This is a genomic window from Streptomyces sp. TSRI0107, from assembly GCF_001905845.1.
Lineage (GTDB): Bacteria > Actinomycetota > Actinomycetes > Streptomycetales > Streptomycetaceae > Streptomyces.
In genome coordinates this window covers 14,379-36,548 of sequence record NZ_LIVZ01000024.1, presented here as the reverse complement: position 1 = coordinate 36,548, position 22,170 = coordinate 14,379, and the positions used below count along the sequence as shown (strand labels likewise).

The 22,170-nt window shown below is 72.4% G+C and carries 18 protein-coding genes and 1 pseudogene; 6 read left to right on the top strand and 13 right to left on the bottom strand.

The features are described 5' to 3' along the window. Positions 1 to 10 precede the first annotated feature (10 nt). The 10 genes and pseudogenes from AMK31_RS38230 to tap all read right to left on the bottom strand — a co-directional run. A complete protein-coding gene (locus AMK31_RS38230) occupies positions 11 to 922 on the bottom strand; it encodes a TniQ family protein (protein ID WP_241842873.1) in 912 nt (303 codons plus the stop codon). Continuing rightward, positions 919 to 1,959 (bottom strand): TniB family NTP-binding protein, encoded by a 1,041-nt coding sequence (locus tag AMK31_RS38225; RefSeq protein ID WP_073945370.1) that lies wholly within the window; start codon positions 1,957 to 1,959, stop codon positions 919 to 921. Before AMK31_RS38225 ends, AMK31_RS38230 begins: the two co-directional genes overlap by 4 nt. Beyond that, positions 1,953 to 4,046 (bottom strand): DDE-type integrase/transposase/recombinase, encoded by a 2,094-nt coding sequence (locus AMK31_RS38220; protein WP_073945369.1) that lies wholly within the window; start codon positions 4,044 to 4,046, stop codon positions 1,953 to 1,955. The genes AMK31_RS38225 and AMK31_RS38220 overlap by 7 nt, the downstream gene beginning before the upstream one ends. Continuing rightward, positions 4,040 to 6,019 carry a transposase gene (locus AMK31_RS38215; protein WP_143204315.1) on the bottom strand — a complete coding sequence of 660 codons (1,980 nt, stop codon included), beginning with the start codon at positions 6,017 to 6,019 and terminating at the stop codon, positions 4,040 to 4,042. The genes AMK31_RS38220 and AMK31_RS38215 overlap by 7 nt, the downstream gene beginning before the upstream one ends. 11 nt (positions 6,020 to 6,030) lie before the next feature. Continuing rightward, a complete protein-coding gene (locus tag AMK31_RS38210) occupies positions 6,031 to 6,855 on the bottom strand; it encodes a TnsA-like heteromeric transposase endonuclease subunit (protein WP_241842872.1) in 825 nt (274 codons plus the stop codon). A 206-nt stretch (positions 6,856 to 7,061) separates the two neighbouring features. After that, positions 7,062 to 7,382 (bottom strand): hypothetical protein, encoded by a 321-nt coding sequence (locus tag AMK31_RS38205; protein WP_206745516.1) that lies wholly within the window; start codon positions 7,380 to 7,382, stop codon positions 7,062 to 7,064. 155 nt (positions 7,383 to 7,537) lie between these two features. Next, the gene (locus AMK31_RS38200) at positions 7,538 to 8,764 is read right to left on the bottom strand and encodes a hypothetical protein (RefSeq protein WP_073945365.1); all 1,227 of its coding nucleotides are present in this window, start codon (positions 8,762 to 8,764) and stop codon (positions 7,538 to 7,540) included. A gap of 183 nt (positions 8,765 to 8,947) precedes the next feature. Further along, positions 8,948 to 10,339, bottom strand: a complete 1,392-nt coding sequence (locus AMK31_RS38195; RefSeq protein WP_198948672.1) for a DNA-binding protein — start codon at positions 10,337 to 10,339, stop codon at positions 8,948 to 8,950. A gap of 50 nt (positions 10,340 to 10,389) precedes the next feature. Beyond that, a complete protein-coding gene (tpg, locus tag AMK31_RS38190) occupies positions 10,390 to 10,947 on the bottom strand; it encodes a telomere-protecting terminal protein Tpg (RefSeq protein WP_073945373.1) in 558 nt (185 codons plus the stop codon). A gap of 16 nt (positions 10,948 to 10,963) precedes the next feature. After that, positions 10,964 to 13,225 (bottom strand): annotated as a pseudogene (tap, locus tag AMK31_RS38185) (telomere-associated protein Tap); the annotation flags it as partial. A 180-nt stretch (positions 13,226 to 13,405) separates the two neighbouring features. Here tap and AMK31_RS38180 point away from each other — a divergent pair. The 5 genes from AMK31_RS38180 (at position 13,406) to AMK31_RS38160 (ending at position 18,830) form a co-directional block, all read left to right on the top strand. Continuing rightward, on the top strand, positions 13,406 to 15,835 hold the full coding sequence (locus tag AMK31_RS38180; protein WP_073945364.1) for a DEAD/DEAH box helicase: 2,430 nt from the start codon (positions 13,406 to 13,408) through the stop codon (positions 15,833 to 15,835). Between the two features lie 419 nt (positions 15,836 to 16,254). Beyond that, positions 16,255 to 17,100, top strand: a complete 846-nt coding sequence (locus tag AMK31_RS38175) for a hypothetical protein (RefSeq protein ID WP_143204314.1) — start codon at positions 16,255 to 16,257, stop codon at positions 17,098 to 17,100. A gap of 209 nt (positions 17,101 to 17,309) precedes the next feature. Continuing rightward, the gene (locus AMK31_RS38170; protein WP_073945362.1) at positions 17,310 to 17,906 is read left to right on the top strand and encodes a hypothetical protein; all 597 of its coding nucleotides are present in this window, start codon (positions 17,310 to 17,312) and stop codon (positions 17,904 to 17,906) included. Positions 17,907 to 18,357: 451 nt separating this feature from the next. Then, the gene (locus AMK31_RS38165; protein WP_073945361.1) at positions 18,358 to 18,648 is read left to right on the top strand and encodes a hypothetical protein; all 291 of its coding nucleotides are present in this window, start codon (positions 18,358 to 18,360) and stop codon (positions 18,646 to 18,648) included. After that, the gene (locus AMK31_RS38160) at positions 18,645 to 18,830 is read left to right on the top strand and encodes a hypothetical protein (RefSeq protein ID WP_073945360.1); all 186 of its coding nucleotides are present in this window, start codon (positions 18,645 to 18,647) and stop codon (positions 18,828 to 18,830) included. The genes AMK31_RS38165 and AMK31_RS38160 overlap by 4 nt, the downstream gene beginning before the upstream one ends. A 248-nt stretch (positions 18,831 to 19,078) precedes the next feature. On the opposite strand, the gene AMK31_RS38155 is transcribed toward AMK31_RS38160, so the two are convergent. Continuing rightward, positions 19,079 to 19,396 (bottom strand): hypothetical protein, encoded by a 318-nt coding sequence (locus tag AMK31_RS38155; RefSeq protein ID WP_073945359.1) that lies wholly within the window; start codon positions 19,394 to 19,396, stop codon positions 19,079 to 19,081. Between the two features lie 36 nt (positions 19,397 to 19,432). Next, positions 19,433 to 19,660 (bottom strand): hypothetical protein, encoded by a 228-nt coding sequence (locus AMK31_RS38150; RefSeq protein WP_073945358.1) that lies wholly within the window; start codon positions 19,658 to 19,660, stop codon positions 19,433 to 19,435. A 299-nt stretch (positions 19,661 to 19,959) separates the two neighbouring features. Between AMK31_RS38150 and AMK31_RS38145 the strand changes: the two genes are divergently transcribed. Further along, a complete protein-coding gene (locus AMK31_RS38145; RefSeq protein ID WP_143204313.1) occupies positions 19,960 to 20,763 on the top strand; it encodes a hypothetical protein in 804 nt (267 codons plus the stop codon). Between the two features lie 588 nt (positions 20,764 to 21,351). On the opposite strand, the gene AMK31_RS38140 is transcribed toward AMK31_RS38145, so the two are convergent. Beyond that, entirely contained in the window at positions 21,352 to 22,149 is a 798-nt protein-coding gene (locus AMK31_RS38140) for a hypothetical protein (protein ID WP_073945356.1), read from the bottom strand. Positions 22,150 to 22,170 lie beyond the last annotated feature (21 nt).

Sequence of the window (22,170 nt, the reverse complement as noted above, 5' to 3'; positions counted from 1 at the left end):
AGCGGGTTGTTCAGCGGGCGTGCAGGCGTTGCCAGAGCAGGTCGTGGTCGGCGGGTGCGAGGCGGGGCAGCCGGAGGCGGTCGGAGAGGTTGTGGAGGAAGGCGGTCTGCTGCGCGCGGGTCAGGGGGTGCGGGGGCAGGCGGTCAAGGGCCGTGGCGAGGATGAGCGTCTCGGGATAGGTGATCAGGTCCCGGCAGGTCAGAGCTGGGGAGGCCGGGCCTGGGGGGATGTGGGGATTGGCGTCGGTGAGGCGGTCAAGGCGTGTGAGCCACCGCTGGTGCAGGTGCTGTTGGTGGTCGTACCAGCGTGTGGTGATCGTCGATGCCCAGCTCAGGGAGGCTGTCGTCGCGCGGCGGGCTGTGGGGCGGGGCCGGGTGAGCTCGGGGACGGGGCGGATGTCGAGCGGGGCGGGGTGCCGGGCGTCGCTGGAGGCCTGCTGGTGGGGGGTGCAGATCATGATCCGGGGCGAGTTGGGTGCTGGGTGGCTCCACGCTGGGGCGGCTTGGTGCGGGCTGCGGCGGATGGTGCAGGCGGTGCAGGCCAGCAGCGGCTGCACGGCGGGCGGGACGGGCTGCCAGCGGGCGATGGCGGCGCGGGCCATGCCGATGGAGGCGGGTGGGGGCTGACGGGCCAGCGCGCGGGTGAGGTGTGCGGGCGGGATGCGGGTGAAGGCGGACAGCCGGTGAGCGGCTTCGGCGCTGAGGTGGATGTCGGTGGCGGGCGGGGACGCGAAGGTACCGGTGGTGGCGATGTTCAGGCCGTCCAGGAGCTGGGCGGCGGTCAGTTGGTAGGTGCCTGCGAGGCGGGTGAGGTAGGAGGCTGCTGACTCGCGGGGCAGGGGCCTGGTCCGCAGGGCGCCGGGCTGGGACGGCCACATCGTGCGTGCCCGCACCACCGGGCTGCTCCAGGCGTGCGCGGTCACCGGCTGCTGGGTCGGGTGCGGCGGCTTGTCGGGGTTCGGGGCCGGTAGTGCTCCTCGGCGAGGTGGTCCAGCGCGATGGAGTCCAGCAGTGTCTTGGTGATGCGTTCTTGGCCGTCGAGGAGGGCTTCGATGGCCGCCTGGCGGATGAGGCGGGCCAGGCTGCCGATGCGTCCGGCGGTCCGTTCGTGCAGGTAGGGGGCGAGCCTGGGCAGGCTGCCGGTGCGGTGGGAGCGGAGGTCGAGGGCTGCTTCCAGCGCGGCGATGAGCTCCCGGAACGGCTCGCGTGATCCGGCGCGGGCGGGCAGTGCCCCGCAGTCGATGAGTGAGGCGCGTCCGGCCAGCTGTGCGCCGCGGACTCCGCTGAAAACCGTGCTGGCGGTGACGTCGATGCCCGCGTACACGAACGTGGCGCCGACGCGCTCGGTGAGGTCCTTGAGCCAGTCGGCGGCCTCCGCGCCGTTGGAGGTGCGGGGGTTGAGCCGGTGGATCTCGTCGATCAGCACGAGCTTGACACCGGCCGCGGTGTAGGTGTGGCAGACGGCGGTCGTGATCTGCGCGGTGGTCATGCGGGTGGTGACGGGGATACCGAGATAGCGGGCGAACTCGCAGGCCAGAGTCTTGGCGGTGGCGCCGGGCGGCACCAGCACATACGCCACGGGCACGCTGGTGTCGCCCGGGGCGGCGCGGCGGGTGTGGGCCAGGTGGCAGGTCCGGCCGACCTCGAGCAGCGCGGTGGTCTTGCCGGTGGTGGCCGGCCCGGTGACGATCAGGGACGGGCGGGCGGTGACGCTCTGGCTGCGGCCGAGGATCATCAGCGTGCGCACGTTGCGCGAGAGGCTCTCGATGGCCGGGGTACGCACGGTGACGAACTGCGAGTGGTAGGCCAGGCGTTCCTCCACCGAGCGTGCCGGCTGGCCCGGCTGCGGGGGAGCGGGCGGGGCGGCGTGGGCGAACCGGGCGAACGCATCGAAGGTGGTGACTGTCCCGGGGGAGGCGTCCTCGGCGGCGGGTGTGGTGTGGGGGCTGGTGGTCACCAGTGCTCGGCCTCCTCAAAGGCGTCATACAGCGCGTAGCGGCCCGCAGGCGCAGAGAGCTCCTCGCCTTCGGCGAGGTGCCCGTCAGCGTCAAGGGAGTGGGTTTCGAGGGCGTCGGGACTGTCCTCGGCCCGTAGGTCGTCATCTGCCGTCTGCACCGTGCTTGTCGCCGCCGCGTGGCCCGCCGCTGCGGAGGGTGTGCCGGTGCCGGGCAGGGGGCGGGCCCGGCGCAGGACCTGGTCGGCTGCTTCGGCCAGGTCGGCCTCGTGCCGCTCGCGGTCTGCGCGCTGGTGGAGGGTGTCGCGGATGTGGCGCCAGGCGGTCTCGCTCATCGGGGCGTGGACGTGGTCGCGGTGGATCCACGGGATCTCGTGCAGGCGTCCGTCGGGCAGGCGGATGTAGACCTGCCGCACGTCGTGCGGGTTGAGGTGGACCTCCCACTTGCCGCCGGGATGGGTGGGGCAGGGCCGGCCGCGGTGCTCGTTGAGGACGGCGTGGTCGTAGGTGCGGTAGTTGATACGGATGCCGCGGCCGGTGACGGGGTGGAAGCGCACGGGCAGCAGTTCCGTGTAGTCGGTCCCGGTCAGCGGCAGCGGCACGTACCCGCAGGTGCCCAGCAGCGCGCTCCACATCTCGTTCGGGGCCAGCGCCTTCTTGGGCAGGACCGGGTGGCGCAGCCCGTCGTGGGGGCGGTGCTGCCAGCACGCGGTGACCCATTCATCCAGCAGCTCCTGCAGCTGAGCCACGGTGAAGTGCGCCTCGTCCTGCACCGCGTGACCGCGCTCGAGGACGTGGGAGCCGGTGTAACCGGCGACGTGCTGCGCGAAGAGGGTGTTGATGCTGCCGAACGTCCGCTCGACGGCGCCCTTGGCGGCCGGCGAGCGCGGCGGGGCGGGCTGCACACTGACGCCCAGGGTCTCGCAGGCGGCTAGGAACGCTGCGGAGACGAACACCCGCCCGCGGTCGATGACGATCGTCACGGGCACCACCACCGGCCGCGCCGCCGCCTGCTCCAGTCGCGCATCGAGGGCGAGCAGCCGGTCGTAGGGGACGGCCGCATGGGCCAGGCGCGGATGTTCGGGCCAGCCGGGCCGCGCCGGGTGGGGCACGGCCATCTCCGCCAGCAGCAGGGCCGCGTCCACCGCCTTCGTGCTCTCCTCGCGCAGCACGGCCGCCACCACCGACCGCGTCGCCACGTCCAGGGCGATGGTCAGCTCCGGGCGCACCGGGCGGCCGTCCTCGCCCACGGCCATCACATCCAGGAGGGTGGTGTCGACCTGCACCAGTTCGCCCGGTCGCAGCGCCACCGTCGGCGTGAACGGCCGCACCGGCGTGGTGGTGGCGGTGCGGGCGGGGCGGCCGGGATGCTCCAGCGGATCGGCCAGTACCCGCACCAGCCGGTTGAACGTCGACGGCGGCGGCACTTTCACCACCCCTGGCCCGTGGGTGTCGGCGAGGATCTGCCCGGCCAGCTGTCGCAGCCCCTTCAGGGTGCCCTTGGAGCGGCCGCGCTGGCGGCGCAGCGCCTCCAGCACGGCGGTCACCACCCGCTCATCGGCCCGGCCCGTCGCACGCGACGGCTTGCGCTGCGGGATCAGCCCCATGAGGCCGCCCGCGTGGTAGCGGGCACGCATGCGGCGCACGGTGGCCCGGCTGACCTGCGGCCAGCCCAGCTGTGCGAGTTCGTCGGCCTTGGCCTGCTCCCGCTCGGCCATCGACTTCCGCTCGGGGTCGTATTCGGGCCGGGGCATCCCGCTGCTTGCCGGGCCGCCGGGCAGCCCGGTCTCGATCTCGCGGATGTGGCGCTGCCAGGCCAGAGCCCGCTCCCGCTCCCGCGCGGGCACCGACTCCATGAGCCCCCACGGCACCACCCCGGGCGCGGGGGAGTCCACCACCGCGAACGTGGGGTCGGCGAACAGGAACGAGGCCAGCACCGAGGCGGTCTGCCCGTCCTCGTCGACCAGGCGCACCGACGCACCGGCCACGGCGGCCACCTGCCAGGCGCGGCCCTCGAACGTCACATACGCCCCCAGGCTCACCTGCCGGTGCCGGGCAGCGGCCACCGGGCGGCCGCCGTGCGCGCTCACCACTGCCCGGCCTCCGTCTGCGCGTCCCACAACCCGAACTCCTGCCCGCCACCGGCGGTGCCGTCGGCAGCCGGGCCGCCGCCCGGTTCAGGCACAGCCATCGCGTTGGCTACCTGACTCGTCGGCCTGCCGGCTTGTGCCCGCGCTCCAGTGCCTGGGTCCGGTCCGGAGAATGTCCCGCCGCTCGTGCGGCCGGCGAGGACCTGTGTGATCCGGTGGTGCACGGTGGCGTCGAAGGGCCGCTGCGCATGTGCCTGGTCGGTCCAGGGCAGGGGGTGCAGAAGGCCGTCGGGCAGCCGGATGTAGACCTGCCGTACGTCGTAGGGGTGGTGGTGCACTTCCCACCGGCCGTCGTTGGTGGTGGGGCAGGACCGTCCGCGGTGCTCGTTCAGGCACTCATCGTCATACCGGCGCCGCCCCAGGCGCACCCCGGCGTCGGTGACCGCCTTGCGGCACACCGGCAGCAGCTCGGCGAAGTGGTGCCCGTTCAGCGGCAGCGGCACCGCCCCGCTCGCACCGAGCAGCACCCGCCACATCTCATCGGGCGTCAGGGCCGCCCTGGGCAGCAGGGGATGCCGCAAAGCCTCCTGGGGGCGCGTGTGCCACGTCGCTGTGATCCACTCGTCCAGCAGGTCCTGCAGGTGCGGCAGGCTGAACCAGCCTCCTGCCGCTCCCGCGTCGTCCTCCCCGTGCCCGGCGACAGGCCGCGCGGCGTCGGCCAGACCGGCCGCGTACCGGGTGAAGGCTCCGGCGAGCACGCCGAGCGTGTGCCCGCAGGCATCCTGCGCGCCGTGCACCCGTCCACGGGCGGATTCCACACTGACGCCGAGGCCCTCGCACACGGTGAGAAACCACGACGTGACAGCAGGCCCTGCGGCATCCAGGACCAGCGTCTGCGGTACGGCCGCCGGCCGGGCCGCCGTCGTCTCGAGACGGGCCTGAAGCGGCATCAGCCGCCGCGGCCAGTCCTCGTGCGCACGGCGCAGCAGCCCCGGCCAGCCCGCGCGCAGCGGCCGCGGCACCGCCATCTCAGCCAGCAGCACCGGCAATTCGGCAGCGGAATCCTGCGGGTGCAGCACGGCGGCCAGCACGCAGCCGGTGGCCTCATCCACCGCGGCCGTCACCGACACCGCAACCAGACGCCCGTCCTCGCCCGCCACCGGCGACCCCAGGCGGGCGGTGGCGACATGAACCCGCTCCGCAGGCCGCAACGCAGACGGCGGGCCGCCGATTCGCCGCGGGCCGGTGGCGGTGCGCGCCGGGCTGCCCAGCGGCTCGGCCGGATCAGACAGCGCCTTCACCAGCCGGTACATCGACGCCGCCGACGGCATCTTCACCCGCCCCGGCCCATACCTGGTGCCCACCATCTGCTCCGCCCGCTCGATCACCTGCTTCACGGTGGTCGCCTTGCGGCCACGCAGGTCCCGCAGCGCCTCCAGCACCGCCGCAACCACCCGCTCGTCGGCGCGGCCGGTCGCCGACCGGGGGCGCACCGTCCGCTGGTCGACCAGCCCCATCAACCCCTGCTTGTGGTAGGCGATGCGCCGCCGCTGCACCGTGGCCCGGCCGACCTTCGTCCAGCCCAGCCCGGCCAGCTCGGCGGCCTTGGCGTGCTCGCGCTCGGCGAGGGTGAAGCGCTGCGGATCGTAGGCAGGCCTCGGCTCGCCGCCGCTGCCCGCTCCGCCGGGCAGACCGGTCTCGATCTCGCGGATGTGCCGCAGCCAGGCCAGCGCCCGCTCACGGGCGGCCAGCGGCAGCGCCTGCCACACCTCGGCCGCAGGAAGCTCATCGGCGCGTCGGCCGACGACGGCGAAGTCGTCGGCGGCCACCAGCAGGGCGGCCAGCACACACCCGGTGGCCCCGTCGTCGGCAGCCAGGTGCACCCGCCCCTCGACCAGGCCGGTCACCTGCCAGGTGCGCGCCTGGAACTCGACCCGCGCGCCCACCTCAACACGCCGCCCGTCAGGGACGGCCATCACCTGCCTGCTCAACGTGCCTGCTGCTCCCGCTCAACGCCTGCCGCCGCCGCGCCAGGCCGGACGACGGTGTGCTCGCCCAGCGGCCGGGACAGGTCCGCGGACAGCCGCCCGCTCCACAGCGCGTGGTAGAGCACCGGCAGCGCGCTCAGGACGTCACCGGCCGCCGCGGCGGCCCCGGCCATCAGCGGCCGCGGGGCGGCGAACGCCTCCAGCACCGCCTGCTCCAGCCCGCCCGCATCGCGGTAGCGGGGATGGCGGTAGCCGGCCAGCCACCGCACATTCGCCCCGAGCACCCGCTCCGGCGGCATCAGGCGCCGGTAGGTGAACCCCACCGCCGCACACGCCGCGGCCAGCGCCACGGCCGCCCGCGCGGCACGGTCCCCGGCGGGCTCCTCGCTCGCGGGACAGTCGGCCAGCAGAGCGCCCCCGTCGGCGTAGCGGGCGAACACCTGCGGCACCCACGTCAGGACCCGCCCGCTGCCGGGATCGCGCCAGATCAACCGGACCGGCCGCGCCGACAGGCCCACCACCTGCGGGTCACGGTCCAGCAGCATCAGCTGCGTGCACATCGCCTGCGACCCGTGCATCACATGCCCGGCCGTGGTGGCCGACCACCACCAGCCCGGCCCCCACCTGCGCCCGGGCACCATGGGGAAGGCCGCCACCGGCTGGAGCTGCTCGAACCGAACGGCCACGGCGGCCTCGACCCAGCGGCGTTGCACGAGTGAGCCGTCAGCCCCGGCGAACTCGGCTTCCACTACACCCGGTTCCGGCACCCGGCACGCCCTGCCCGCGACGGCAGGTAAGCCGTCCTGGCTGCTGTCGATGATCACGTACTCCACACAACGTCATACCGGACACACCCCGCAGGAGAACCAGCCGGTAACCGCAACTGCCGTGCCAAAAAGGCCGGTTGCCCTGCGCGGGGCCAGGATGCCGCCTTGGCGTGCCAGTGTCAGTGCAGGTTTCTGCACTTTCCCGCCCGGCCGCCCGCCGTGTCGCGGCGGGCGGGCAGTGGCCCGGGCCCGCCCGGTCGCCGCTACCCCAGAGACGACAGCGCCCATCCCGGGTCGTCCTCGTCGGAACCGAACCGGATCAGGGCGCCGGACGGCATTGCCGCACCGCGTGCGAGCGTATCGACGAAGGAGTCAGCGAGCGCGTCGACCCGCTCGCGCCCAGCACCTTGGCCGTCGTCGTAGATGCCGGAGTCGAGCCACAGAGGGTCGCCGTGTCCCGTGACCTTCAGCATGATCTTGAACGTCTCGTAGTCGTAGGGCGGATCACTCACGCTGACGCCCACGACGGTGTCGCCGCGCACGAGGTCGTTCCGAACGCGTACCCACACATCGCGTTTGGCCACTGCCCCCCCCACTTCCCGCCCTGTCGCATCAGCAGTCCGAGCGTAGCCGCCCCGGGCCCTCTCTTACTGAGCCGGACAGGGCCCGGCCGAGGAAAGGCTCAGCCCGTGGCCTTCATACGGGCCCTCTGCAGCCCGGGGCCTGGCGGCGGCCGGGGTCAGGAGTGGCGGAAGCCGCGGTCGGGGTCGCGGGCCTGGCGGGGGCGGAAGGGCTTGAACCAGTCCGCGGCGGCCAGGTTGGCAAGTCCGAGGGCCTGGTTGATCTCGTTGCCCCTGTCCTCGATCCCGTCCAGAGAGGCGTCGAACAGCATCAGTACGTCGTGATCCTCGAACAGCACGGTCGAGCACCAGTCCCAGTCGAAGTCGCGGCGGTCCTCACCCAGCCCCTCCACTGTTTCCGCGACCATGCGCGGCCGGTTCCGCGTCAGCGACTTGGCCCGGTCGATGCCCAGGTGCAGGGCCATCTCCTCGCCGGTGCAGCCCGGACGGACGGTGCCCGTCCCGGCGAGCTCGGCGGCCAGGTCGTCGAAACAGCGGGCCATCTGCCGCCGCCACTGCCGGTCCTGGCCAAAGGTGATCGGCGGCAGCGAGCCCAGGACACCGCCCTGACCGCGCCCAAGCGGCGCATCACCCACGGCGGCGACATCCTGCCAGATCTGCTCGGACAGCTCCTCGAGCGCCGCCCGCAGTACCGCAGCGGTTCGCGCGGTGAGCTCCTCGTCCTCCTCGCCATCCTCGTCCCAGCCGTCACCCTCCTCGTCACCCTCGTCCCACGCCGCCGGCTGGCCGTGGCGGGCGAGGGAACGCAGACGCATCCGCACGCGCTGCGCGGCCTCTTCGGGAGCGGCCAGAGCGTTGTCGATGATCTGCAGCTCGTCGGAGAACTCCTGGGCGCTCAGCAGCGTGCCGGCCTCGGCGAGCAGGGCGGAACCCGCATCCGTGCAGGCGTTCTTGGCGGGCAGGACCACGGCGAAGTAGTTGTCCGTCAGCCGGTCGATGACGGCGGCCACCACCCCCGCGACGACCAGGGGATCGGCGAAGGCCTCGTCCATCTGCAGCCGGTCAAGGACGAGGACGCTGGAGGCCGACTCGATGAACTCCTCGAACTCGTAGGTGAACCGGCCTTCCTCGTCCAGAAGCTGGGCGGCCACCAGAGCCGGGAAGGACTGCTCGTCGACCATCCGCTCGCGCAGATTGTCGGGCTTCCAGTACAGGCCGCGCACGGCCGTCAGGCTTCCCACCGGTGTGCCGGCCGCGGTGATGCGCACCTCCCAGGTCTGCACCCCCTGCGCGGCAGGGTCCAGCAGATGGTGGGTGTGGTGGAAGTCGAGCGCCAGCCGGGCAAGGTCTGCCCCCGCTGCCGCCGGACCCGGATGAGTACTCAACCTGCTCCCTCGGCGCCTGTCCTCGGCCGTCGCCTGCGACGGCTCCGCACCAGCGTAGTGGCCGGACGGCGGCCATCTTCTGGAAACGTGCATCGCTCCTCACCGGCCCTGGATGCGCGACAGCGGCCGGATGCCCGAGGCGGACTGGCGGCACAGCCCCGGCCTGCTGGCCGCCGGGCCGTGTCAGCCGTCATCCAGGTCTGAGGCCATGATTTCTGCCAGTTCCTGGGCGGGCAGGCGGGCCCACCCGGCGACCTCATCCAGCGCCACCCCGGCGGCGACGGCCACGGTGGCGGTGTGCACGAGGGCCTTCTCGATCAGGGCGGCACTCTCACTGAGGTGCTTCAGCAGGGTGCGGGCCACATCGGCGGTGGTGCCGCTGTGCATGCCGCGCAGCTCCAGCAGCTGCTCGCCGGCCTCCTTGACCAAATGGGTGATGTGGAAGCGGTGTTCGGCGGACACGGTGGCCCGCCATGAGGTGCCCGAGCCGCCCGCCTGTGCCTCGGTCGCCATGACACGCAGCCGGCCGGCCATCGTGGCGGGCTGCAGTTCACGCTGCAGCCGCCACGGATCGTCCCTCCACCCGGGGGGCCCGCCTTCACCGCGCCGCTGGCGGATGACAGCGCCCATCCAGGCGAGTAGAGGCCCGCCGTAGTCCACCGCGCACAGCGGCCCCAGCCAGTTGCGTCCCACCCGCTCGCCCAGCCGGCGGCAGAACGCCCCGTCGGCGGGCAGCGGCCGCGGCCGTCCGGCACCACTGTCCCTCCACACCAGCTCGGCCATGGCCGGGTCCAGCAGCGCGTCGGCCACAGCCACCACCTCCGGGAAGACAACCGCGTCCCGGCCCACGATCCGCCACCGCTCAAAATCCGTCCCCGCGTTGCCGCCTGCCACCCGGTGCAGACGCTGCGGCCAGATCTCCTCCTGCTCCCAGTACAGGGCCTCGTCCCACCAGCGGGCCACGACCGCGTGCGCCAGGGCGAACACCTGACAGGGCTCCGCCGCGGCCCGCACCGCACGGCGTGCCACCCCCGCCCACCGCCGCTGCGCGCCAGCCACCTCCGGGACACCGTGCAGGCTGAGGTGTTCCAGCGGCTGGTCGGCGTCCGCGTCCAGCAGCCAGCGCCCGTGCCGCAGACAGACCCGCTGCCAGCGCGGCAGGTACCGCACCGCCCGTGCGGCCTCTCCTGTGCGCCGCGCGGTGCACAGCCGGCAGGCGAACGCGGCCGGCCCCGCCACAGCGCTCGCCGCCCGCCACCTTGCCTGCGCTGCGGCGGCCTCCCGGCCGGTGCTGATCTTGGGGTCGTCCACGGTGAAGGCGGGCAGAGCGCGCGCCAGCACCGCCGGTTGGACCCCGCACAGTTCGGCGAGCACTTCCCGCCCGGCTTCGTTGAGGACGATTTCCGCGTCGGCCCGTATGCCGCCGCTGTCGTGGCGGGCGGGGGAGTTGCGGCATGTCCACAGCCGCAGCACGCCGGCGGCAGGCAGACCGTAGCGGTCCGCGGCCCGGTTGATCAGTGATGCGGTCAGCTCCCCGTGCCAGCGGCACGGTCCGTAACACCCCTGCTGCCACATCTCTCCCCGGCATCTGTTCCTGGTCTCCTGTCCCGGCGCCCCTGAACGGGTTACAGCTCGAACTCGAGGGCGATCAGGTCGGTGAGTTCCACTTCGAGGCCGTGGGCGCGGCGGCCGTTGTCGCGGAAGTACACCTCGCCCAGGGCCTCGGCCGCGACCTGGCGCAGCCGGTCCTCGGTGAGGCCAGCCTCCTGGGCCTGGAAGAGGCGTGCGGCGTGGCGGGGCGGCAGCGCGAGGGTCAGGTGACGCGCGCGGGCGTCGTCGGTGCTGCCGGGAGCGGCGGTGTAGCCGAACCGGGCACGGACATCGATCATGATGCCGCCGGTGGTGGCCGCGGCCTGCTTCGCCCTGGCTCTGACCTGGGGCTGCCAGCGCGCGCGGACCTCACGTTCCAGCCGGTCGGCGAGCTGCGGCCGGGGGGTTTTGATCTGGTTCTTCACGTACCGTTCGACGGTGCGCTGGCTGATGCCCAGCAGTTCGGCCACGCGCCGGGTGCTGCCCTGGTGCTGGCGGACCAGGTAACGCATCTGCGCCCCGGCGGACTTGGGGATGGGACGGGTGAACGCCCCTTGTACCGCCTTGTCGAGTTCTTCCCCGACCGTGACCATCGGCGTGACTCTCCTGCTCTCCGGTGTCCTTGGCGGCGTGCTCGCCGGTCTTGATGTAGCGGGCGAGGTTGGCGACGTGGCCGTCTGCATCGAGCTGTTCGAGGACGTTGGCGCCCCACAGCACGCTCTGGGTGCCCTCGTGCTTGACCATCCCCGGTGACACCCCCAGGCGGAACGAGCCGGGCACGGTTGTGCCGTCGGCGCCGTAGGGCAGTACGTCGAGGGGGCTGGGGCCGTCTGCGGCATAGACGGCGCAGTCGGACAGGACCGCGACCGGGTACCGGCCGGTGGCCACCGCCAGGTGCAGCATCTTGCGGTGCATGTTGATCCGAGCCCGGGAGATGACGGTGGCACGGATGTCGGGGCGCCACGTCGGGCGGGCGAGCGCGGGCCAGGGCTGTCCCGGCTTCCACCCGCCGCCGCGCGCCTTTTCCCGCACCTTGCCGATGCCGCCCTTGACGGTCATCTTGATGGCGTCCACGACGAGGGCCATCTCCGGGTCGCGGGCCCTGTAGCCGTCCATCGCCGCCAGGAACTCGGCCGGGCCGAGTTTCTCGCCCACGCCGAGGTCGGCCATGGTGTCGACGTAGGCGTTGCGCAGCCGCTTGTACCAGCTGTCCAGGTAGCGGCCGCTCTCGGGGCGGACCCATGCTTCGAGCGGGGCGACGTCGTAGCCGAGTTCGACGGCGTAGGCGACCGTCGGGGTGGCGTACCAGGCCGGGCCCGTCGGGCGCTCGCCGGTCGGTGTGAACGGGCTGGGCAGCAGGCCGGCGTCGAGCCGGTGCCACTGCTTGGCGACCTTCACCCGGGACAGGTCGACGTGGGACAGGTCGACCAGCCAGGAGCCCGGCACCGCCGCGTCGAAGATGGGGTCGGAGACATGCACGGGCGGTGAGGCGAGGCCGACGACCGCGCCGTTGGCGGCCGCGCCGAAGGCCAGGTTCACGTCAAGGCCGACCAGATAGCGGCGCATGCACTCCGCGTCGGTCAGATCCCGCGCCCAGTCGTAGGCCTCCTCGAACAACCGCTCGCCGGGCCCGCGCACATGGAAGCGGGGCAGGTCGGCGAGGACGGGGTGTCCGTCGGGTGCCTCGCAGGGGGCCGGGTCGATCGGCTCCGTGCCCAGGGAGCCGGGCCGGTGCTCGGAGTGCCGCTTGCCCGCCTCGTCCGGCGCGCCGGCGCGGGTAGGCGGGTTGAGAGCGGTCATCAGGTGCAGGCCGGTGACGGCGGTGGAGCCGACCGGCGTCGTGACCCGGGTCGCGTAGATGCCGAGCACACGGGCCAGTTCCGCCGGGCCGAGCCGGGCGGCGTGGCCCCAGGCACGGTCGTCGAGGGCGTGCCAGGACGGGATGCACAGCTGCACGCACCGGCGGCGGCTGCCCTGTGCAGGGCGGTAGATCCGGGCCCACGGCCCCAGTCCCCGCTGGGTGAGCTGCCAGTCGGCGCGCTCCAGCTGCTTGAGGGCCTTGTGTCCGTCCCCGAGCCGCCCGGTGCTCCGCTCGGACTGCGACAGTGCGGCGGGCAGGCCATAGCGCTCGCACGCTGCCTCGGTGAGCACGAGCAGCGGATCGGCGTCCTTCCCCGAGCCGTGCAGCCTCTCCGCCCCGAGCTGTCCTTCGGCCAGGGCCCACTCGAGGAGGGAAGGCAGCGACTTGGCGGGCACGTCCAGGATCAGGCCGCCGATCCCGTAGCCGGTGACGTTCCGGTCGTCGTCGGCGTCGATGACCAGCAGGGGACCATGCGCGTACACGCCGGCGGAGGCGGAGGCGCCTGCGGCGGCCTTTCCCGCGTCGATGCGGCCGGAGGTCTGCGGCGGCCGGGCGGCACGGGACCGAGGCCGCGCGGCTCCCGGTGCGGGGGCAGCCGCCAAGGGAGCAGACCGGGACGCTCCTGCCTCGGCCGTGGCCGCAGGTTGCGGTGCTGTGTCCGGGGCCGGCGTCTGCACGGGCGCTGCCACGGTGAACGTCTGCGGCGCCGCGGCGGCCGCGCTGCCGGTGGCCTCCGAGGCGGCGCCCTCGGCAGCGGGGCCGGCTTCGGGCGGGGGGTAGAGCCGTGCGAGCTGCTTCAGCAGGCGCGCGTACGCCTCCCGTTCCGGCGGCCGCGGCTCGGTCCTGCCCGACTCCCAGCCCCCGACGGTCGCCCGCCGCACATCCAGGGCAGCGGCGACCTCATCCAGGGTGAGGGCGCGGGCCTGGCGCAGCCGCTTGCGCTCCGCCGGGGGCGGCAGCGGGGACCGGGACGCGATCAGCGCGTCGACCGCATCGAACAGCTCGGACATGGCTCCCACCCTACACTTGAAACGCACACATCGCGTACAAACAGCGTACGTATTCCGTACAATTACCGTACTAGCGGTGCTGGGAGTGATAGGGTGCCCGCGCGAAATGGGAGCCTGCGCTGCCTCACCGCTCCCGCGCGCCGCTCGGATGCCGCCTGCTTCGGATCGAGGAAGAAGTCCATGACCCTGGTCGACCTGCCCAGGCCCGGCCGCCCCCGGGCGGACCTCTTTCCCGATCAGGCCGAAGCCGTCAAGCGGATCGTGCGGCATCTTCACCGCCCAGGGACGCGCGGGCTGTTCGTGTCGGCGACGGGCACCGGCAAGACGCTGGTGTCGATCCGGGTCGCGGACGGCCTCGGCGCGCGTCTGGTGCTGTTCGTGGTGCCCACCTTGGACCTCGCGGCGCAGACGGCACTGGCCTGGCGCCGCGACAATCACCTGGAGCACATGGTGATCGTCTCCTCGATGGACACGGCCGGCCGCGACGACCTGGTAGCCGCCCGCGTCATGTCCACCACCGACCCGCATGCACTGGGCGGGCTGATGTCGGTGGTGGGGGAGGGGCCCGACCAGATCCCCGCGTTGACGGTGATCTGCACCTACGACTCCCTGGACAAGATCGAGCAGACTCAGAACACCCGGTTCGCGGTCCCGCCGTTCGACCTGGCGGTCATGGACGAAGCACACCGCATCGCCGGCCGGGCCGACAAGAAGTGGGCGATCGCCAACGACGCGCAGCGGATCCGCGCGGACCGCCGCCTCTACATGACCGCCACCCCGCGCATCTTCGCCGCGCCCGAGCTGGCCGAGTCCGCCGACACCACCCGCCGACGGCGCCGCGCCACGGGAGCGGCCGCGGACGTGGACGCGTTCGCCAACTCCATGGACAACGAGCAGGTCTACGGCAAAAAGGTCTTCGAGTACCCCCTGGCGACCGCGGTCGCCGACGGCCGCGCAGCTGACTACCGCATCGTGGTGCCCACCCTCACCGACGCCGACCTGCGCCGCCGCCTGAACCTGCCCGCCCCCGGCACGCCCCGCCCCGACGCGGCCGATGACAGCGACAGTGCCCTGCGCACCACCGCCCTGCACCTCGCGGTCCTGCGCGCCATGACCGAGCACCGCCTGAAGAAAGTGCTGGTCTACTTCAACCTCGTCTCCGACGCCCACCGCTTCGCCCGCGAACTACCCCACACACTGCGCCTGCTGCGCCGCACGGACCCCGGCCTGTGCCCCGACCGCGCCCCGCAGCTGTTCTTCGCCCACGGCGAGCACACCCCCGCCCAGCGCGCCGCCATCTTCGACGACTTCCGCGCCGCCGACTGCGCGATCCTGGCCAACTCGCGCCTGATCGCCGAGGGCGTCGACATCCCCAGCGTCGACGCGGTCGTCTTCGCCGACCCCACCCGCAGCGTCATCCGCTGCGTCCAGGCCCTCGGCCGCGCCCTGCGCCTGGACATCTCCGGCAAGACCGCGAGCCTGATCGTCCCTGTCTACATCCCGCCCGGCGCCGACAGCGAGGACATCCTGGGCACCGCCTACGAGCCGGTGTGGGCGATCGCCTCGGCGCTGGCCAGCCACGACCACCGCATCCTGGAGCGCCTGCCCGACAAGGCCAACCGGCTGCCGAAGGAGACCAGCGACGTCATCGAACGCCGCTGGCACTTCGACTTCACCGTCCACCCCGAACGCATCGCCCGCGCCATGGACCTGGCCGCCTTCGACCCCCGCGACCCGGCCGTCTCCCGCTCCCGCCGTCTCGGCCTTGCCGCCGCCCAGGCCTACCGCGACCAGTACGGCCACCTCGACGTGCCCGCCGACCACACCGACCCCACCGGCTACCGGCTCGGCACCTTCATCACCACCATGCGCGACGCCCGCACCGCCGGCCGCCTCGAGCCCGACTGGATTGCCGAACTGGACGCGCTCGGCATGATCTGGGACAAGCACGAAGCCGCCTGGCGCGCCCGCCTCGCCGCCGCCGCCGACTACCTGCGCACCCACGGCCACCTCGCCGCCCCCGCCACCACCCCCGTCGGCGCCTGGCTCGCCGAACAACGCCACCACGCCACCAAGAACACCCTCGATGCCGCCCGCGCCGACGCCCTCACCGCCCTCGCCCCCGACTGGCGCCTACCCCACGGCGCGGACTGGCACCGCAAGTACCACCTGCTGCGCACCCACCTCGCCACCGGCGCCGACCCCGCCGCCCTCACCCGCGACACCCTCCTGGCAGGGGTGAAGATCGGCTCCTGGCTCCACCGCCAACTGACCACCTGGCCCGCCCTCCACCCCGGCCAGCAGCACCTGATGACCGTCCTCGGCCTCATCCCTGACACCAACCCCCTGACCCCGGCCCGCCGCACCCGCCGCACCTTCGAACAGACCGTCCAGCTCCTGGAACTCTTCCTCCACCGCGAAGGCCGCGCCCCCGCAGCCCGCGAGACCATCCGCGTCGACGGCGACACCGTCAAGATCGGAGCCTGGCTCGCCAAAGCCCGCACCAAGCACCGCGACGGCCAGCTCCCCGAGGCTCACGCACACCTGGTCGCCACGCTCTTCGACGGCGACTGGACAACCGAGGCCGCCGTCCCCGCCGTCCTGGCCTGAACGCCCGCTGCCAGCGGGGCGTGTCTGTGGCCCGTAATGCTGCGCCGGTCCGGCGTACCGCCCGCTGAAAGGAAAGCGCCCCACCGTGTTCCAGCAGACCCCCCTCTAGGACCGCCTCGTCGCCGAACGCCGCGACGTCCCCGTTCAGGTCCGCGGGGAAACCGACCGGATACCCCGCGACCCGGCTCAGGTCCTGAGCCAGGCGTCCGCCCCCCCAGCCGAGCACCCCGCAGAACGTCTTCGAGCCGAAGCAGCCTCCCAGCACCCTGTAGGCATGCGGCCGTTGCCCCCCCCCGGGCGAGCAGCGGACGGGCACCTGACTGTTCCCCCTCCCGCCAGGCTGTCCAAAGCGGTGCGGCCAGGCAGCAGGTCCGGGTGGTCACCCAGCCCGCCCCGACTCGTTGAAGAGGGTGACAGCAATGGCCGAAGACAGAAGGGCGGGTGGCGACGTGACACAGCCGGCACCGCAACAGGAACCGTTGTGGCGGAGCTACCAGGAGCCGGACGACCGAGGCCTGATCGACGACGTGTGCGACGGACTACGCCTGATCACCGAGCCCGGACCCGACGATCCGGGGCAGACCATCGCTCTGGCGGTCGTGGGAGCCGAAGCGGCCGAAGGCCTCGCCGCCGCCTTGGAGGACGAATGGGCCCTGTATACGCCGCAACAGGCCGCCGTGACGGCCTCCGCCCTGTTCGCCCAGATCGCCGCGGCGGGTGCAGCGCTGGAGAAGCTGGACGGGTGCCTGGACGTCATGGCCGAGCGCGGGGAGATCACCGTCCCCGACTATGACGGGACAGAGGAAGCCAAGCGCCTGTGCACCGCCCAATCCGTCCTCGGCGCGGCAGGCCAGGCCGTCCTCGGCGCCATGGACCCGCGGGACTGTGACGAGGCGGTGGACATCCTGGCCACGACCCCCTACACCCGGCCGTTGCCCGTCAGCACCCACGAGACATTCGTCCAGCTGGCAGGCCTGCTGGGTGACAGCGCCAAACTCATCCCCGGCTGTCGACCGCCCGCCGAGGCGGTCTCCGCAGCCCGGGACTACGAAGACGGCTGTGGCTGCCGCATCGAGCTGACCGACCGCGACGGCATCGTGTGGGACTTCCACCGTTCGGATGGCACCTGGTACTTCATGCCCCTGGCCGACGTCACACCCAGCGGCCGCCCTCTCGCAGGGAAGGAACTGTCCATGACAGAGACGTGCCCTCATCCCCAGCATCTTGCTCTGCTGGTCCAGCAGACGCTGGCCGCCGCTGTCTGACAAGGCACCCCCTGCGGTTGTGCCGCCACGCCTCCACCCGGACCGTCCAGCTCAGCCCATGCCGTTGAGGAAGTGCGGGTCGGGACGCTGCCGGGGGATGTCCGGGCGGATCCGGCGCTTGAGAACGCTCCAGCGATGCCGGGCGCCTTGCCGCGACACGTGCCAGGCGCGCCCGAGGTCTGCGAGGCTGGCGCCCTTCTCGACGGCCCGTGAAGCGTAGATCAGCCGCAGATCGTCCTGGCGGTGCCCGGCGGCGGCAGCATCGGCCGGAAACAGAGCACGCCGCCGGGCGGCGGGGGCGGCCGGTCACACTCCAGCGAGCGCCGGTCCCCACCGCGTCGGGCCGCGCGCTCCGCGCGCAGCCGTGGTGCGGCGGAGCGGGCCGTGCGTCGGCGTACTGCGGCGAGGTCGGCGGCGAGATCCAGGCCTTCGCGGCCGGCGATGGCCTCGGCGGTGTCAGCGGGGCCGTCAACCGGGCCGAGATCCGCGCCATCGCCGACCACCTCGCCCTGGCCCCGCTCACCGCACCCAGGACCCACCAAATCCTGCTCACCGCCGCCCCCACAGCAGGGCTCACCGCGGTCAAGGTGGGCGCCGCTTGGCGGGCGGCCTCCGGCTTCGCACACGGCCGCTACTGGCCCAACCTGCGCGCCTCCCAGCCCCGCGCCGCCATCCCCGGGGCCGACGGCGTCCACACCGTCGCTCTGGTCATCGACGAGGAACAGCACCGGCCACTGGCCGAGTACTGCCGCATCATGCTCCGCAGGCTGCAGGAGCATTACAACGCCCGCGCCCAGGCCCGCTGACCCCCGGCGAGCGGCCGTGCCTCCAGAGCCCGGCCCCTTCGCACCGGCTCGGCTGCCGAACCGCCATCGAGCGGGGCAAACCAGATCGGCTACCGCACACCCCAAGATCTTTGAGAGCGCCGCCGGGACCGACCGGAAGAAGGGCGGCGGCGCTGGCAGCGCAGCCGATGAACTCAGCGCTCATGTATGCCACGTTCAGCTGGTCAGCCCTTGAGAGCGGGTGCACCGAAAAGGCTTGAGGCGGCTGGCCACAGCAGCACCGGGACGAGCGCCCCAACCCCCAGAGATAGGGGATCGCAGCCACAGCCTCTACGGTTCCTCACCGCTCTCATCCACCCGCTCCCGCGGTCTGCTCCCGAAGGATGCGGGTCCACGTTTCCATGAAGCGCTGCGCCGCTCTCGGCTCCAGGGATCTGGAAGAGGCCCGGCGTGACGCTCGTAGGATGCCTACATGCCCAAGCCGTTACGGACGAGCCGCCGCACGTGGGTTGCCGCGTGGGAGGTGCTGTGCGTGGCCGGTATCGCTGCCACCGCCGCACTGAACGCCTTTCCGGCGCCTGACCCGCAGCCCGAGAAGCCCGTCAGCGCCGAGTGCGCCAAGTACATCGCGGACATCGAGACGCAGCTGGCCAAGGCCAAGAGGGAAGGCATTGGCGACGGCGTGCTGGCCTTCACGCGAACCCGGGTCGGCGCGGACGACTGCAGCGATGAAATTCGCGACCACTTCAGCGGCGACCGGTGAGCCGCCGTACAGGGCTCGCCGCGATAGCGGGGCTGGTCTGCGCCGGTGCCGGGGCGATCATCGCCGTGAGCGGCGCGACGGAACCACAGCCGCAGCCCACTCCGCCGCGGGTGTACTCCTCCTGCCTGGCGGCCGACACCAAGCCGATGCCTGTGGGCGACGACTCGTGCGACGGCCGTTGAAGAACCACTGAGTGACTGTCCCGAGCAGGGCGGTGACTAAGGCCCCTGCCCGCCGGCGTCCTTCCCGGCTGGCGCCCGCAGCCGGGAGTGCCACCAGCGCAGCCCCGGGCCCTGAGCCAGAGCGCCGCCCGGGAACAGACGGCGTGGGCGCGCCTCGCCGAAGTCGAGGCGGCGGGCGCACAGGCTCAGCACAAGCAGGAGCTGGCCGAGTACAACGTGGCCCAGGCCCAGCGCTGCGAGCGCCAGGCTCAGGGTGCGCCAGGCGCGGGGTGGGCCTGGCGCACCCGCGGCCCGGGAGGGACCTTGTTGCCGTGCTGCAGCGTGGTCAGCCGTTTGCGGCGGCTCAGGGCACAGAGCGCGACGTCGTACGCCATCGTGCCTAGGGAGAGGACCACGAGCGGCCACACGAGCGGAGATGCTGCCGGGACGGTGCCGTGGACCAGGGCCGCGCCGACGCTGCTGGTGCCCAGTACCGCGGTGCAGGCCGGAATGCCCGGCAGGACGATCCGCAGCACCACCTCCCGGCGCCGGGCCGGGCGGGCTGCGACAGGGGCGGGGGCGCTCATCGGCCGCTCACCGTGCTCGCCTCGGCCGCGGGAGCTTCAGGTACTGACGCGGTTAGTGCGCGAGCTGAAGCCCCGGAACAACTGCGCCACCGCGCTGCCGGCTTCACGGAGCCGCGTGTAGGCGAGTTCGGCGTCCTTCTGCGCTCTGATCATCCCGCGAAGCGCCTTCGCAGCCTTCTCGAGGCACTGGGTGATGCGGTCGACGATGAAGAGAACGCCTTTGAGAGTGAAGCCGTCGGCGGGTGCGGTGCGGTCCTGGAACACAGTCGATCCTTTGCGGCCGTGGGCGGAGTGCGCTGCGCCCACTGTGACACCGGAGGTCGGCAGGCCGGGCCCGAACGGGGCATTGCCCACCCGAAGCGGGCAGAGGGTGATACACGGCGCCGAACGTTCTCAGCGCGGCCGCTCCCACTCCGCGCACCCCCTATCCAGGGCACGCTGAGCGCACATCCCATGCTGCGGGACGGAGTCTCACTACGGGAGCTGTCTCTACTTCGCACCGCCCTACGATGCCTGGACTCGCCCGGCAGTAGCGCGCCGGGCCCATAGCGGAGGTGACAGTGTTGGATCCGGACACTCTGAAGGAGCCGCACGCGCATGCGTGTGTGGAGGCCTTGGCCTCGACTCTGGGCGGGCAACTCCTCTACAGCCCCGGAACGGCCGCCCGCGAAGTACTGCTCGCCGCAGGCGTTCGCGTCGCAGCGGCCACCCACCGATCTCTGGTCGTCATCGATGACGAAGCCCTGCGCGAGGACACGGCCGACTTCCTGGCCGTCTTCGGCCTCGACGAGAACGCGGCCCACTTCCTCACACCCGCCCAAGCTGTCCGATGGCTGCCCCAACTCGGCCCTCAGAGCGTGCTAGCCATCCACCGCGAAGAGGACCACACCGCGCACCTCTTCGTCGGCCGTGCCCCCGACGACCGGGTCGCTGCGTCGGAGACACCGGTGTACTGGCTCAGACCCGCCCACGAGATGAACAGCGCCTCCTCGCCCCTCATCGTCCCTGCGCCGCCCCAGAAAGCCGCAGTCTACGACGACGGGACTGGCTCTCTGACCCGCGCTGCCAGCCGGCTCGCCGAACACCACCGACTGCTCGGCCGGGAAAGGGCACCACTCCCGCAGTCACTGCAGCCCAACCCCGCGAGTGCCCTCGGGGGAGTCCAGTTCGATGAGTGGGCGCAGCAGTTCGCCGAGATTGCACGGCAGTCGCAGAACCGACTGGCAGAAGCGGAGGCTGCTTTGCAAGAGCGGCAAAATCTCCCCGAAGCGCCCGACCGCAGGAAGCACGGCCTTCCTGGACCGCCAGCGCAGCAGCCAGGCGAACAACACAACCAGGGGCCCACCGGCCCTGCACCCGGACTGTAGGGCGGACAGCAGTCCCGACGAGTGCCAGTCTGCAGGGGAGTGTCATGGCGTTCGGCGTCGTCGGGGTGAGCGTCCGTGTCCGTCCCGCCTTCCCGAGCCCGTGCCGCCGGCGCCTCCCTGAACATCGACCAGAACTACGCCTGGCGTCAGCCTCAGCCCACGCGTGTGCGGCGGTGGAGAAGGTGGGTTCGCAGAAGAGGTGAGCCAGTTGTCCGGCTTCGAGTGGCGAGGCCACCGCACCGGGCGAGGTAGTCGGCTGTGGACTCGCGGTAGACGGCCTGGCCCGTTCCAGGTCGGCGCGCGGCGACCGGCGCACGAAGCCGGTCAGTTGCACCTCGCTGCAACCCCTGTCGGCCCTTCAAGCGGATCCGTTTCGGCGATTGCGTCCCATCCCGCGGGACATGTCATCTGCTCGGCACCCGCACGTCCGACCACCTGCGATGCTGGCGGGCCTAGAGCCAACACGGGCCGAAAAGTGGGGGAGAGGCACATACTGGGGCTGGACCGGTGGGCGTTTCCGGGCAGAGCGAATCTGTCCCACTAGCCGGGGGAGGCGGTCGTCATCCTGGGCCGTCCGCGCGCGGTTGCTCAGAGCGTGAGCACCGGTCGGGTGGAGAAGTTGTCGTACAGGCCTTCTCCGTCGGGTCCGTGCACGAACTCGGCCGTCTCGGGGTTGCGGTTGGCGGTCGCGAGGGGGAGCCAGGCCAGCAGGTGGCCGTAGCCGCCGCACACCGACTCTCCTGCGTCGCCGCCGTGGACGGCGGTGACATCGCTGGTCAGCTCGGCGCGGTAGGTGTCGTAGGCGATGTGCAGGCCGAAGGCGTTCAGTTCGTTGTGCGGGCCGGTGTCGTCTCCGTAGGGGATGCGGTCGAGGGGACAGTCGTCGCCCCACCGGAACAGGGTGTTCGACCCGGCGCCGCAGGCGTGTTCCCACTCGTCAGGGCTCGGCATCCGCAGACCACGGGCGGAGAGGACAGCCGGTATGTCGGCCGGGGGGTCGGTCAGGGTCTCGTCTTCCACGGCCATGAGGACGGTGTCCAGGTGGACGCTGCGGGGAGCGCTGAGGATCTGCTCGAGGTGGCTCCGCAGATCAGGCCCGTAGCCGTAGCCCTGCTCCCGGCTTTCGGCGTAGTCGGCGGCCTGCTGCGGGGTCGGCTGCCAGGTGTTGAGGTCGAAGCCCAGGGACACCCGGCCTCCGGGTACCAGCGCGAACTCCTGCCCGCCCCGTTCGACCAGGGCGCGGTGCAGCGGGGCGCCGAGGTGTTCGGTGGCTTCGACGTGTGAGAGTCGGCCGCCCACGTGGTCAGCGGCTTTCTGGGCGATCCGCCGGGCGGTGACCTCGTCGAAGGTCCGCCACAGGTCGAAAGTGAGATCAGCGAGCGACATGGCCGGCAGTGTGGCACGCGG

What these genes read in the sequence shown, in the direction of transcription:
- AMK31_RS38215 (WP_143204315.1), bottom strand. Translation starts at nt 6,019, where the DNA reads ATGGCCGTCCCTGACGGGCGGCGTGTTGAGGTGGGCGCGCGGGTCGAG.
- AMK31_RS38195 (WP_198948672.1), bottom strand. Translation starts at nt 10,339, where the DNA reads ATGTGGCAGCAGGGGTGTTACGGACCGTGCCGCTGGCACGGGGAGCTG.
- tpg (WP_073945373.1), bottom strand. Translation starts at nt 10,947, where the DNA reads ATGGTCACGGTCGGGGAAGAACTCGACAAGGCGGTACAAGGGGCGTTC.
- AMK31_RS38180 (WP_073945364.1), top strand. Translation starts at nt 13,406, where the DNA reads ATGACCCTGGTCGACCTGCCCAGGCCCGGCCGCCCCCGGGCGGACCTC.
- AMK31_RS38175 (WP_143204314.1), top strand. Translation starts at nt 16,255, where the DNA reads ATGGCCGAAGACAGAAGGGCGGGTGGCGACGTGACACAGCCGGCACCG.
- AMK31_RS38165 (WP_073945361.1), top strand. Translation starts at nt 18,358, where the DNA reads ATGCCCAAGCCGTTACGGACGAGCCGCCGCACGTGGGTTGCCGCGTGG.
- AMK31_RS38155 (WP_073945359.1), bottom strand. Translation starts at nt 19,396, where the DNA reads ATGAGCGCCCCCGCCCCTGTCGCAGCCCGCCCGGCCCGGCGCCGGGAG.
- AMK31_RS38140 (WP_073945356.1), bottom strand. Translation starts at nt 22,149, where the DNA reads ATGTCGCTCGCTGATCTCACTTTCGACCTGTGGCGGACCTTCGACGAG.